A 13224-nucleotide genomic window follows, 5' to 3' on the forward strand; every position below is an offset into this window, starting at 1 on the left:
ATGTAGAAACGCATAATTGCGTCTCGTCGTGCACTCCTTTTGGGGGACATTGCCGTTACAACGCCGAGACGCAATTATCGTCTCTACATCGTTTTTTCCAACCTTCTGCCCCCTTTCCCGGTTGTAGCACCTCCTCAACCAACGTTTCTATACATATGGAATCCCTGCAAGGAAAAGTCGCCCTCGTCACTGGCGCGGGCAAAGGCATTGGCCGTTCGGTAGCGCTGGCGCTGGCCGCCGAAGGCGTGCACGTGGGCCTGTTGGCCCGTACCGAAAGCGACCTGCAAGCCGTAGCGGCAGAGATTATTGCCGCTGGCGGTACTGTGGTTACGGCCGTGGCCGATGTGGCCGACCGCACCGCCGTGAACATTGCCGTGGCCAAAATCCACCAGGAGTTGGGCCCGATTGATATTCTCATTAACAATGCCGGCATCGGCACTTTCGCTAAGTTTCTGGAGATGGAGCCCGAGCAGTGGGAGCACATCATTCAGGTGAACGTGCTGGGCACCTACTACGTGACCCGCGCCGTGCTGCCGGTGATGATTGCGCGCCAAACCGGCGACATCATCAATATTTCGTCGACTTCGGGGCAGCGGGCCGCGGCTGGTAGCAGTGCCTACAGCGCCTCCAAGTTTGCCGTGTTGGGCCTCACGGAGGCCTTGATGCAGGAAGTGCGCAAGCACAATATCCGCGTGTCGGCGCTCACGCCCAGCACCGTAGCCACGCCGCTGGCCCTCGAAAACAAGCTCACCGACGGAAATCCCGAGAAGGTGATGCAGCCCGAAGATTTGGCCGAGTTCATGGTGTCGCAGCTGAAACTGAACCGCCGCATTTTTATTAAGGAGGCAGGCATGTGGTCGACAAACCCGTAATTTCGGGCTTTAGATAGTTGGCGAAGCGCCCCCGCAGCCAGGCTGTGGGGGCGCTTCTGGTTTTAATCAAACGCTCCGAACTTCATGTTAAACCCCGAAATTCAGTTGCAGCTTGCCCAGGAAAAACAACTCGTTGCCGCTACCGCCGCCGGCTGGGTGCGCGATGGTATGGTGGTGGGGCTGGGCACTGGCAGCACGGCCGCGCCATTCATTGAGCTACTCGGCCAGCGGGTGCGTGAGGAGGGCTTGCGCATCCAGGCCACCGCCACGTCGCGGGCCAGCGACGAGCTGGCGCGCCGCGTGGGAATCCCCATGCTGGAGCCCCGGCGCGGCCTGCGCTTCGACCTGACCGTGGACGGGGCCGACGAGCTCGACCCACAGCTGCAGCTCATCAAAGGCGGGGGAGGGGCCTTGTTGCGCGAAAAAGTCATTGCCACCGCTTCCGATTACCTGCTCATCGTGGCCGATTCCTCGAAAGCTGTGGCTCAGCTCGGCCGTTTCCCGCTGCCGCTGGAAGTGGTGCCCTTCGCCCTGCCCTGGGTGATGGATGCGGTGGAGGCCTTTGGCGGCGCGCCCGTGGTGCGCGTGGATAAGCTAAATTCTGCGGAGTTGGCCCAGTCCGACCAGGGTAACCTGCTGCTGGACTGTCATTTCGAGAAAATTGAAAATCCAGATGAACTGGCCCGGGAGCTGAAAACCATTCCCGGCCTGGTAGAGCACGGCTTATTCCTGGGCTTGGCACGCGCAGCCATTATCGTGCAGAACGGTGCGGCACAGGTACTGCGTCCGGGCCAGGCGGCGGTGCCGGCGGCGGCCTTTTCGACCCTTCCGTAATGGCTGATTCGGGAAGGTTTACGCTCCCGGCGGTGCCGGCCGTGCTGCTCTCCATCGTGAGCGTGCAGGGCGGCGCTGCTATTGCCAAAGGGCTATTTCCGCTGGTGGGTGCGGCCGGAACTGCCAGCCTTCGCATTGGGCTGTCGGCGCTGGTTCTTATGCTGGTAGTGCGTCCGAAGCTGGGGCAGTTGAGTTCAGCGCAGTGGCGGGCGGTGGTCCCCTACGGCCTGGCGCTGGGTCTCATGAACTTTCTCTTCTACTGTTCCCTGGCGCGCATTCCGCTCGGGTTAGCCGTTACGCTGGAATTCGTGGGGCCGCTGGGCCTGGCGCTGGCGGGCTCACGCCGCTGGGGTGATGCCGTGTGGGCCCTGCTGGCGGCCGCCGGCATCGGCCTGATTGCGCCGTGGCACGGGCAGGGGATTGACTTACTGGGCCTGGCCTTTGCGCTGGCGGCCGGTGCGTGCTGGGTCGTGTATATTGTGCTGGGCCAGCGCACGGCGGCCGTGCTGCCGGGGCAGCAGGCCGTGGCCATTGGGATGCTGTTTGCGGCGTTGCCGGTGCTGCCGTTTGGCGTGGCCAGTGGCAGCTTGCTGGGCCTTACGCCGCACCTGTTGCTGCTGGGCGGGCTGCTGGCGCTGTTTTCTAGTGTGCTGCCATTTTCGCTGGAAATGCAGGCCTTGCGCTCCTTGCCCACGCGCACGTTTAGCATTCTGATGAGCCTGGAGCCCGTGGCAGCGGCTATATCCGGCTGGCTGCTGCTGGGCGAGCGGCTGCTTTTCGGTCAGTGGCTGGCTGTGGGCTTCATTGTGATAGCCAGCGTGGGAGCCACACTCACCGCCCGCGATGCTGCGCCGGCTGTTGGAGGCGAGTAGTGGCGTAGCGCGGACTTTACAGTTCAAATTGTGGAGTAGCTGCGTAGCGGCGATAGGTTTGTAGCAGTTAGCTGGGTTACCCGGTAAAACCGCGTAGCAGCGACAGACCTTCCGGTGTTCTGCCACCGCTATGCGGCTTTTTCCCTTGCAAACCAAGATTCTACACGCCGGTCGCCGCCACGCGGCTGCTCCGTAGCTTGGATTACGAAGTGCGTGCTACTGATTACCGTTCCAACTCTTTTGCCGCTGATTCATCAATAAACCAGTCCGCCGCGCCGGCGGCCGGTGCGATGAGCTGAGCGGGGTATTCCTCAATATTCCGCTCGCCCAGCAGCACCCGCCGCACGGCTGCCGCCTTATCGGCCCCGAAAACCAGAAAGGCCACGGCGCGGGCCTGATTGATGAGCGGGGCCGTAAGCGTAATGCGGTAAGCATCGACTTCGGCAACGAAAACGGCCTTCACATCGGCCGTGGTGGCATGCAGCACAGGCGTGTGCGGGAACAGCGAAGCTGTGTGGGAATTGTCGCCCAGCCCCAGCAGTATCAGGTCAAACTGCGCGGTTTTACCCCCGAAAAAGCTGTTGATGGTTTGGGTATAAGCATGGGCTGCCTCTGCGGGCGGCAGCAGGGTATTCACGGCAAAAACATGGCTGTCGGCGATGTTCAGCGGGGCCAGCAGGGCCGTTTTGGCCATGAGGTAGTTGCTCTGCGCGTCGGTGGGCGGCACGTTGCGCTCATCGCCGAAAAAGAAATACGTCTGGGCCCACGGCACCCGCTCGCGGTAGGCGGGCGAGGCCAACAGCTCGTACAATTTCTTAGGTGAGCTGCCGCCCGATAGCGCCACCGAAAACCGGCCCCGTGCCGCCACGGCCTGCGTGGCTTTCTCCACAAAAAAGTCGGCCAGGCGGTGCAAAACCTCCTCCACGGAAGCGAAAACGTGCTGGGGCATGGCTATTTCTTTTTGCCGTTGAGGGGCAGCGTGAACCAGTGGAAGCCGTCGCGGGCAATAAGCGCCTCGGCCACTTCCGGGCCCCACGAATCGGCCGAGTAGTTGGGGAAATTCAGGCTGGCGCGGCCTTGCCAGGCGTTCAGGATGGGCATCACCAAATCCCAGGCTTCCTCCACCTGGTCGCCGCGCATAAACAGGGTCTGGTCGCCGAGCATGGTATCGAGCAGCAGCGTTTCGTAGGCTTCGGGCGCTTCGGCCGAATACGTGCCCTGGTAGTCGAACACCATGTCCACGGTGTTCAGCATCATGTCGAGGCCGGGGCGCTTGGCCTGCACTTGCAGGCGGATGCTCATTTCGGGCTGAATGCTGATAACGAGGCGATTTTGCTGCCAGCTCTCGCCCGTCTCGGGTGGGAAGATGACGTGCGGCACATCCTTAAACTGAATGCTGATGATGGACGCCGAGCGGTGCAGCCGCTTGCCAGTGCGCACGTAGAACGGTACGCCCTGCCAGCGCCAATTGTCCACAAAAAACTTAACGGCCGCGAAGGTTTCGGTGTTGGACGTGGGGTTACCGTCCTTTTCCTCGCGGTAACCCGGCACTTCCTTGCCCTCAATCCAGCCCGCGCCGTACTGGCCGCGCACGGCGGACTCGCGCACTTCCTCGGGCGTGAAGCGGCGCATGGCGCGCAACACGTCCACCTTGCGGTTGCGCACTTCGTCGGCCGTGAAATTCACGGGCGGCTCCATGGCCACCAAGCACAGCAGCTGGAGCAAGTGGTTCTGAATCATGTCGCGTAGCGCGCCCGAGCCGTCGTAGTAGCCGGTGCGCTCGCCCACGCCCAACTGCTCGGTCACCGAAATTTGGACGTGCTCGATGCTGTTGCGGTTCCAGAGCGGTTCCATGATGGCGTTAGCGAAGCGGAAGGCCATGATGTTCTGCACCGTTTCTTTGCCCAGGTAGTGGTCGATGCGGTAAATCTGACGCTCCTCGAAGTGTTCGGCCAGCAGCTTGTTCAAGGCCCGGGCCGACTCCAAATCGTGCCCAAACGGCTTCTCAATTACGATGCGCACCCGCGTGGGGTCGTCGTCGGCGTGGCTCTGGGCAATGCCCGTGGCAATGATGGGGAAGAACTCGGGAGCCACGGCCAGATAGTAAATCACGTTGGCCGGCGCATTCCATTCCTTCTCCAAAGCGGCGATGCGCTGGCCAAATTCCTCGTAGGCCGCCGGCGTTTTTACGTCGGAAACCTGGTAGAAAATGTGCGGCGCAAATTTCTCCCAGGCCTCTTTCTTGGCCTTGCCGCTGCGCGAAAACTGGTTGAGGTCGGCCAGCAGGTTGGTGCGAAATTCTTCGTCGGTGAGCTTGGTGCGGCCCGTGCCAATGATGGCAAACTGCTCGGGCAGCCAGCCATCGAGAAACAGGTTGTAGAGCGCCGGCGACAGCTTGCGGGCGTTCAAATCGCCCGTGCCGCCGAAAATGACGAAGACCGTGGGCTTGATATTAGTGTTGTTATTCATTGCCGAGGGAGCGGGTATTAGGGGAGATGAGAGGGGAAAAGGAAAGTCTGTCATCCTGAGCGCAGCGAAGGACCTTATCACGCTCGCATTGATTACTGCAAGCTCTTCAGCCATGATATGGTCCTTCGCTGCGCTCAGGATGACAGGCAAAAACCTAGTTGTTAGGCTTCACTGGCTCTTTCTCCGGGCCATGCTCTTCCACCTTCGTGTCTTTTTTATTGGCAGCGTCCTCATGCTCCGGCGTCCATTGCGTGTGGAACACGCCTTCCTTGCCAATCAGCTCGTAAGTGTGCGCGCCGAAGTAGTCGCGCTGGGCCTGGATGAGGTTGGAAGGCATTCGCGCCGTGCGGAACGTATCGAAGTAGCTCAGCGAAGCCATGTAGCCGGGCAGGGCCAGGCCAGCGGTGGCAGCGGCCGCCACCACGACGCGGCTGCCGGGCACGGCTTCGCTCACTAGTTGCTGCACCTGGCCATCGAGCAGCAGGTGGGCCAGGTCGGGTGTGTGCTGGTAGGCGTTGAAAATGTCATTCAGAAAGCCCGAGCGGATGATGCATCCACCGCGCCAGATTTTGGCAATATTAGCCAGGTTCAGGTCGTAGGAGTAGTCTTTCGACGCCTTCGAAAGCAGCTGCATGCCCTGGGCATAGGTGATGACCATGCTGAAGTAGAACGCCTGCTCCAACTGCGCCAGGAAGGCTTCGCGCTCCACCGGCAGCGGGCCGGCCACCGGTCCATACAGCCCTGCCAGCTGCTCGCGCAGGGACTTGTACTTCGATAAATCGCGCATGGCCACGGCCGTGTCCACGGTAGGCAGCGGCGTTTCCAAATCCATGGCTACCTGCGAGGTCCACTTGCCGGTGCCCTTCGCCCGGGCCTCGTCCTTGATGTCGTCGAGCAGCAGGTGGTCGGTATTCGGAGCGATGAAACCGAAAATATCCTTCGTAATATCCAGCAGGAACGACTGCAAGCGCCCCTCATTCCATTTAGTAAACACCTGCCCGATGGCCGCGTTGTCCATCCCTAGGCTAGTTTTCAGCACGGCGTAGGTTTCGGCAATGAGCTGCATGAGGCCGTACTCGATGCCGTTGTGCACCATCTTCACGAAGTGACCGGCCGCGCCGGGGCCGATATACGTCACGCACGGCTGCCCGTCCACCTGCGCTGCGATGGCCTCAAACATGGGCTGCATCACGGCGTAGGCCGCTTTGTCACCGCCGGGCATCATGCTCGGGCCGAAACGGGCCCCTTCCTCGCCGCCGCTCACGCCCATGCCGAAGAAGTGGAAGCCGGCCGCTCCCACCGCCTTGGCCCGGCGCTCGGTGTCGGTGAAGTGGGAGTTGCCGCCGTCGATGATGATGTCTCCGGGAGCGAGCAGGGGCTGCAGCTCGGCAATCACGCTATCTACGATGGGGCCGGCGGGCACCAGCATCATTACCGCGCGCGGCGTTTGCAGGCCGTTGATGAAGGTGGCGAGGTCATTGAAGCCTTCCACCGGCTTGCCCGCGCCTTCCTTGGCCAGCAGGTCGATTTTGGTGGCGTCCTTGTCGTAGCCGGCCACCGGAAAACCGTGGTCGGCCAGGTTCAGCAGCAGGTTGCGGCCCATGGTACCGAGGCCAATCATGCCAAAAGAAGGCTTGGAAGCGGGAGTTGCGCTCATCAGAAAAGAGGGGTTAAGAAGCAGGGTTCAGGTCAGGGAAACGAGTTACGCCAGAAAAAGGCGAAACCGGCGCGAAAGTTTTAGCGGGGCATTAACTGTTACGATAGTCGCTGGCGCGCGTCTGCGACGCGTGCCGCTGGCTGCGAGCCTATGGCTCGGGCCGTAATTACGGCTGCAAATGCCTTCAATCCCCGAGCCGTAAGCGCGAGCCCAGTCGGCAGCACGTCGCAGACGCGCGCCAGCAAGATGACCAATCAGACGGTTGCCCTTGCCCTTAACCTGCTACAGCTTCTCAAACGGAATATCCTCAATTGGATAAGATTTCCAGTTCTGATAATCAAAATGCCACCACTCAGCAGGCAACACCGTGAAGCCATTGCGCTCCATCACACTACGAAGCAGGTCGCGGTGGGAGCGTTGCTCGGGGGTGCCGCCGGCGTAAGCCGCGTAGGAGCGAGGGCTCATTTCATCATACTCGCCGGGCATGGCCACTTCTTGGTTGGCCGTGATGTCCCACAGGCTGAGGTCGACGGCGCAGCCACGGTTGTGACGGGAGCCTTTGCGCGGGTCGGCCACAAACTCCTTTTTATCGGCCGGCGTGTGGTCCCACATCTGTTTGGTGATGCGCCAGGGCCGGTAGCCATCGAACACCAGCAGGCAATAGCCCAACGGTTTTAACTCGGCATTTACCTGCGCCAACGCCTCGGCGGCGGGGCGCTGCAAAAACGCCCGCGCCTGCGGATAAAGCACCCGGCCCATGAAATTGTGGCTGGTAGCGTAGCGAATATCCAGCCGGATGGTCGGGTCGAGCCGGGTCAGTTCCACCAGCTCGCCGGGGCGGAACGGGCCGGCTTCGTGCGGCGGCCGGGCCGCGCAGCTGCTAAAGATGCTGAGGGCCCAGACCAGCCAAAGGTGACGCAGGACACGAATCATAACGAAAACTGACTAGCGGAAAGCCAAATAAACAGAAAAAGCAGCCCAATGGGCTGCTTTTTCTGTATCCGTCCCGCCGACGCACCAGCGGGCCACGCCGGCTTACTCAATCGCGAACCGCCGCCCGGCCGTGGTACCGGCCGTGGTGGCCACCCGGTACACGTACACGCCCGGCCGCAGGTCCCGCGTGCTGAGCGCCAGGTGGTCTACGTGCCCATCTACCTGGTAGGAGGCCGCCAGCCGGCCGCTCGCGTCAAACACTTGCAGGGTGCCGGTGGTGTTGGCGGGCACCACGTAGGGCAGGGCTACCGTGCTTTGCGCAGGGTTGGGGTAGGCACCGGCGGCATCGGGCAGCACCGGCGTGGCGGCGCGCAGCGCCAGCCGGCCCGGCAGGCCATACACGCGGCTATACTGGCGCGTAATGCTGTTGGTAGCGCTGTTGTATACCTGAATGTTCGACACCAGCTTGGTGCCGGCCGGCGTGTTATACACCGTCATGTAGTAGTTGGTCGAGTCGAATACGGCCAGCTGGCTGCCCGTTTCCGAGAGAATAATCGACTTGCGCATCAGGCCCTGCTGGGTGGTGCCGTAGTCAACCAGGTATTCCAGCGTGGCCGGGTTGGTGTCGAACAGGGCATCCGACACGTACTGCACACCCTGCGCCTCGTGGGTCGTGCCAATGACGGGCACGTTCAACTGCTTGTAGACGGAGTGGTTCAGGTTGTACACCATCACCCGGGTGATGACCGCGGCCGAATTACGTACCGTCATTTGGTACTTGTAATCACCAGTACTGAGCCGAATCATCTCGCCCTCGCCCGTATATACCTTTTCGGGGGTAATCTGGGCGTGGGCCGCCGAGCCGCCCAGCAGGGCCGTGAGGGAAAGCGCGTAAAAAAAGAATTTCATGGAAAGAAATAAGTGAAAAAAGACGGGTTAATGGCCGCAAAGCTACGCCGCTGCCTATTTCCCCACCGCCTCGTCCCCCTTTTGTTCCCGCCGCACCAGCTTCTCCACCGCGCCCAGCTTCTTAGTAAAATCCGTGTCGAAAGCTGCCGTGTAGTCGTCGGGCAGCAGGCCCACAAAGTCAGCCTTATCGCGTTGGTAACTGGCCTATACGAAGCGGGCCAGTGGCACCACTTTATTGAAGCGGCAGCGGAGAATGGGCGTAAACGTTTCTTTTTCATATGGAAGGTATGAATGAGATTAATGTGTGCCCAAGGTGCGGGTATTCAGAAATGCAATGCCTTGCGCTATCCCGCTGTTGTGGTTTGTCTGGCCTGCACCGCGAGGCAATGGGCCATGGTTTCGAGGCAGTGGGCCAACCTCCGCGCCGCCGGGCACAAAAAAAGCGACCCGCAGGCCGCTTTCTCCGTCAAATCAATCCGAAGTTTCGCTTACAAAATGCCGCTCATAAAGCCCGGCACCACGCCCAGCGCAATGCTCAGCAGCGCCAGCACCACCAGCGTCACCGTCTGGATGCCGTCTACCGGCACGGGTGTGGCACCCTCGGGAGCGGGCTGCATGTACATGGCGATAATTGGCCGCAAATAGTAATACAGGCCCACCATGCTCATGATAACCGCGAACACCACGAGGCCGATGTAGCCCTGGCCCACGGCCGCCGCGAGCAAGAAAAACTTGCCAAAGAAGCCCCCCGTGAGCGGAATGCCGGCCAGCGAAAGCATCGCCACCGTCATGCTGAAAGCCAGCAGCGGGTTGGTCTTGCCCAAGCCGTTGAGGCCGGAATACCGGTCTTCCTGGCGGTGCTCAGCCACCAGTTTCAGCACACCGAAAGCGGCCACCGTAGCAATAGAATAGGCCAGCGAGTAGAAGAAAATGCCGCTGGCAGCATCGCCCGTGAGGATGCCCTTGCTGGCCACGAGGCCAATGAGCAGATAGCCGGCGTGGCTTACGCTGGAGTAGGCCAGCATGCGCTTGGTGTTGGTTTGAGCCGCCGCGCCCACGTTGCCGAGCAGCAGCGTAAGGGCGCACATGGCCTGAATGGTGGGCATCCAGAAACCCTGGGCGGCGGGCAGCGCCACCGCCAGCAGCTTGAGGAAAGCGGCAAAACCGGCCGTCTTCACCACCGTGCTCATGAAGGCGGTGAAGAAGGTGGGCGTGCCTTCGTACACGTCGGGCGTCCAGAAGTGGAACGGCGCGGCCGAGACCTTGAAGCCGATGCCGATAATCATCATCAGAATGCCGATGTAGAGCATCGGCTGCAGGCTGGCGTTGGCGGGGCTGGCCACGGCTGCGCCCAGCTGCGAGAGGGCGAAGGTGCCCGTAGCGCCGTACAGCAGCGCAATGCCAAACAGCAGAATGCCCGTGGCAAACGCGCCCATCAGGAAGTATTTCAGGGCCGCCTCGTTGCTGCGCGAGTCGCGCTTGCTGCTGCCGGCCAGCACGTACATGCTGATGCTCAGGATTTCAATGCCCACAAACAGCATAAGGAGATGGTCGTAGCCAATCATCATGATGGCCCCTACCAGCGAGAAAAGGAGCAGCGCGTAGTATTCGGCTAGGTTGGGCTCGCCCGAGGTCACGTAGCTGCGCGAGAAGGGCAGCAGCAGAATGGTAGTCAGCAGCACAATGCCCGTGAAGGCCACCGTGTAGTTGTCCACCACCAGCATGTGGTTGAAGTAGGGCGCGTGCGCCACGTTCCAGTCGGCGAAGTTGGCCCCGAACACGGCCAGCAGCAACAGCATGGCGCCGGGCAGCAGCACCTTGTTCGAGCGCAGAAAGCCCAGAAACAGGTTGAGGATGCCGAAGACGGAGAGGAGAATGATGGAGGTCATGGGCTTTCTGGGAGTCGGAACAACAGCTACGAACTGTCATCCTGAGCTTGCGAAGGACCTTATCACGGTCGCTTCGTTGGATTACTACTTCAAATCTATGCGAGCGTGATAAGGTCCTTCGCTACGCTCAGGATGACAAATCCGTCACCCCACAAAAAAACTATCGGCCAACCAGCGTCAGCAGATTGGTAACGGCCGGCTCCGAGATGTGCAGGAACGTATTCGGAAACAAGCCAATCCAGAACACCAGCGCGATGAGCGGCACCAGCACCAGTAGCTCGCCGCCGGTGAGGTCGGTGATGGTTTCGGAGAAGGACGAATCGGGGCCGAGCATCACGCGCTGGAACATGCGCAGCAGGTACACGGCCGAGAAAATGATGGTGAGGCCGGCTACGGCACCTACCCAGGCATTGTACTGGTACACGCCGGCCAGCAGCAGAAATTCGCCCACGAAACCGCCCGTGAGCGGCAGCGCCACCGTGCTCAGCAGCATGATGAGGAAGCAAACCGAGAGGACGGGCGTGCGGCGCGTGAGGCCGCCGAGGTCGGGGATGAAGCGGGTGCCGGTGCGGCGCTCGATGGCGTCGGCGATGAAGAACATGCCGACCACGTTCACGCCGTGGGCCAGCATCTGGACCACCGCGCCTTGCAGGCCGATTTGGGTGAGCGAGAACACGCCGGCCGCCATCAGGCCCACGTGGCTGAGCGAAGAGTAGGCGATGAGGCGCTTCACATCGCGCTGGCGAATGGCGATGATAGCCCCGTAGATGATGCCGATGACGGAGAGGATGATAACCGGCTTCTGCCACTGGCTCACGCCGAGCGGCACGACCGGAAGCAGCCAACGCATGGTGCCGTAGATGCCCATTTTCAGCATGATGCCCGAGAGCAGCATGGTGGCGGGGGCGGGGGCTTCGGTGTAGGTGTCGGGCTGCCAGGTATGGAAGGGGAAGATGGGCATCTTCACGGCGAAGGCCGCGAAAATCAGCCAGAACAGCCACGACTGCTCCGAGGCGCTGAGCTTCAGGTTATAGAAAGCGGTGAGCTCCGAGGAGTGCTGGGCCAGCGAGCCGGCGGCGGGGCCGGTTTGCAGATAGAGGTACACGAAGCCGGCCAGCATCAGCAGCGAGCCGACCACGGTGTAGAGGAAGAATTTAAGGGTGACGGCAATGCGGCGCTCGCCGCCCCAGGCCCCGGCCAGCAGGTAAATCGGAATGAGAGCGACTTCCCAGAAGAAGTAGAACAGGAAGGCATCGAGCGAGACGAAAACGCCGAGCAGGCCCGTTTGCATGAACAGCACGAGGGCGTAGAACGTGGACGGGTTGTCGTAGTCGCGCTTGAAGGCACTCAACAAAATGAGCGGCACCAGGAACGTGGTGAGCAGCACCATCAACAAACTCAGGCCATCGAGACCGATGTGGAAGTTGATGCCGGCGGAAGGAATCCAGTTGTAATTGAGGTTGAAACTGGCCGAGCCGTGGCGGGTGAAGTCGAACGCGGCGTAGGCGGCGATGGCGAATTCGAGGAGCGAGGCCCCGAAGGCGAGGGCGCGGGCGGCGGCTCCCTTCACGACGAGCAGCAGCAGGGCGGCGGCTAAAGGGAGAAAAAGCAGTACAGCAGTCAGCATCAGCAGGCGGGTTGGGCGCGTTGCAGGGTGGGGGAACCCACCCGCAAATTGACCGCAAACTTACGCACGGACTAGGAAGGCACCACCGTTTTTGTGCAACTTCTACTGTCGGGCCACTTTGCGGCTCATCAGCACGCGCCCGCTGGCATCGAGCCACTGCGCCGCGTAGAGCCCCGGAGCTAGCGCCGCGACGGAAACCGACGTCTCGGCTCCGGCCGTGGGCTGGCGCAACACTTCGCGGCCCAGGGCATCGAGTAGGCGCACGGCAGTAGCGGACCAGGCCGGCTGGCGCAGGGTGAGAGTTTCGGTGGCGGGATTAGGGAAGACGAGGAAACCGGCAGCTTCGGCGGCAGCCGCCGTGGCCGTGGGGCGGCAGGACACGGCGGCCATGATTTTCGTCCACAGCTCGGTGTCGAAGGACGATGCGGCCAGGCGACTGGCTCCGGCGGTGTTGCCCTGGCGCACCACCACGAGGCCCAGGCTGGGCACCACGTAAATCTTCTGGTCGTTTTTGCCGAGGGCGGCAATGAGGTCGGCGGGGGCGGAGGGGATGAGCGGGCCGGGCAGCGTGATTTGGGAGCCGGGCAGCTTGTAGCTGGGCTGGCCGTTGAGCCACCAGAGGTAGCCGTAGCTGCGGTTCAGCGTCTGGCTGGGCGTGGTCATGCGGCGGAAGTAGGCCGTGTCGGTCAGGATTGGGGTGCCATTCCAGATGCCCCGGGCCAGGATGAACAGGCCGAAGCGGGCCATGCTGCGGGCTTTGCTGTAGAATACGTCGTTGGCCCACAGGCCCGTCATGCCAATGCGCGTGCCCAGGCGCTGACTGGTGTAGGTAGTCATGTTGGCAACGCCGCTGGCTTGCACCAATACATTTTGCAGGGTGCGGTAGGCCCCGGTGTGGTAGGCCCAGCGCGTAGCGGGCGGCGCGAGGTAGAGCAGGCAACCGGGCGTGGAGCTTTCGTTGTCGCAGGGCGTGGGCGGACTGTCGTCGAGCCCGGTGGTCATGGTGAGTTGGTGCAGCAGCTGAATCTGGCGCTGCTGCGGGCGGGTGGCGCTGGTCCAGCGGCCGAGGTATTTGGAGGTGCTGTCGGTCAGGCTCAGGAGGCCGTCCTGCCGGGCCAGGCCCACGAGCGTAGCCGTGAGCGACTTGCCCGCCGAGGCCCAG

Annotated in this window: 11 protein-coding genes and 1 pseudogene; 3 read left to right on the forward strand and 9 right to left on the reverse strand. The window is 61.8% G+C overall.

Features of this window, described 5'->3' with window-relative positions; translation table 11 throughout:
* Positions 1-155: 155 nt before the first annotated feature.
* From I7X13_RS18925 to I7X13_RS18935, 3 genes are all read left to right on the forward strand, one after another.
* On the forward strand, positions 156-872 hold the full coding sequence (locus I7X13_RS18925) for a 3-ketoacyl-ACP reductase (protein ID WP_198067214.1): 717 nt from the start codon (positions 156-158) through the stop codon (positions 870-872).
* 84 nt (positions 873-956) lie between these two features.
* Positions 957-1706 carry a ribose-5-phosphate isomerase RpiA gene (gene rpiA, locus I7X13_RS18930; protein ID WP_198067213.1) on the forward strand — a complete coding sequence of 250 codons (750 nt, stop codon included), beginning with the start codon at positions 957-959 and terminating at the stop codon, positions 1704-1706.
* Positions 1706-2578 carry an EamA family transporter gene (locus I7X13_RS18935; protein WP_198067212.1) on the forward strand — a complete coding sequence of 291 codons (873 nt, stop codon included), beginning with the start codon at positions 1706-1708 and terminating at the stop codon, positions 2576-2578. The genes rpiA and I7X13_RS18935 overlap by 1 nt, the downstream gene beginning before the upstream one ends.
* Positions 2579-2801: 223 nt before the next feature.
* Here the strand turns inward: I7X13_RS18935 and pgl are convergent, their stop codons facing one another.
* From pgl to I7X13_RS21800, 9 genes and pseudogenes are all read right to left on the reverse strand, one after another.
* Entirely contained in the window at positions 2802-3527 is a 726-nt protein-coding gene (gene pgl, locus I7X13_RS18940) for a 6-phosphogluconolactonase (protein ID WP_198076680.1), read from the reverse strand.
* A gap of 2 nt (positions 3528-3529) precedes the next feature.
* Positions 3530-5047, reverse strand: a complete 1518-nt coding sequence (gene zwf, locus I7X13_RS18945; RefSeq protein WP_198076681.1) for a glucose-6-phosphate dehydrogenase — start codon at positions 5045-5047, stop codon at positions 3530-3532.
* A 154-nt stretch (positions 5048-5201) separates the two neighbouring features.
* Positions 5202-6704 (reverse strand): NADP-dependent phosphogluconate dehydrogenase, encoded by a 1503-nt coding sequence (gene gndA, locus I7X13_RS18950; protein ID WP_233454852.1) that lies wholly within the window; start codon positions 6702-6704, stop codon positions 5202-5204.
* Positions 6705-6986: 282 nt separating this feature from the next.
* Positions 6987-7637 (reverse strand): M15 family metallopeptidase, encoded by a 651-nt coding sequence (locus tag I7X13_RS18955; protein ID WP_198076682.1) that lies wholly within the window; start codon positions 7635-7637, stop codon positions 6987-6989.
* Positions 7638-7739: 102 nt separating this feature from the next.
* Positions 7740-8546, reverse strand: a complete 807-nt coding sequence (locus I7X13_RS18960) for a T9SS type A sorting domain-containing protein (protein WP_198076683.1) — start codon at positions 8544-8546, stop codon at positions 7740-7742.
* Positions 8547-9034: 488 nt separating this feature from the next.
* Positions 9035-10435, reverse strand: a complete 1401-nt coding sequence (locus tag I7X13_RS18965) for an NADH-quinone oxidoreductase subunit N (RefSeq protein WP_198076684.1) — start codon at positions 10433-10435, stop codon at positions 9035-9037.
* Positions 10436-10595: 160 nt separating this feature from the next.
* Positions 10596-12062 (reverse strand): complex I subunit 4 family protein, encoded by a 1467-nt coding sequence (locus I7X13_RS18970; protein ID WP_198076685.1) that lies wholly within the window; start codon positions 12060-12062, stop codon positions 10596-10598.
* A gap of 102 nt (positions 12063-12164) precedes the next feature.
* The gene (locus I7X13_RS21795; protein WP_262895120.1) at positions 12165-12452 is read right to left on the reverse strand and encodes a T9SS type A sorting domain-containing protein; all 288 of its coding nucleotides are present in this window, start codon (positions 12450-12452) and stop codon (positions 12165-12167) included.
* A gap of 81 nt (positions 12453-12533) precedes the next feature.
* Positions 12534-13211: pseudogene (locus I7X13_RS21800) on the reverse strand (serine hydrolase domain-containing protein); the annotation flags it as partial.
* Positions 13212-13224 lie beyond the last annotated feature (13 nt).

The organism is Hymenobacter negativus (assembly GCF_016056375.1).
Classification (GTDB): domain Bacteria; phylum Bacteroidota; class Bacteroidia; order Cytophagales; family Hymenobacteraceae; genus Hymenobacter; species Hymenobacter negativus_A.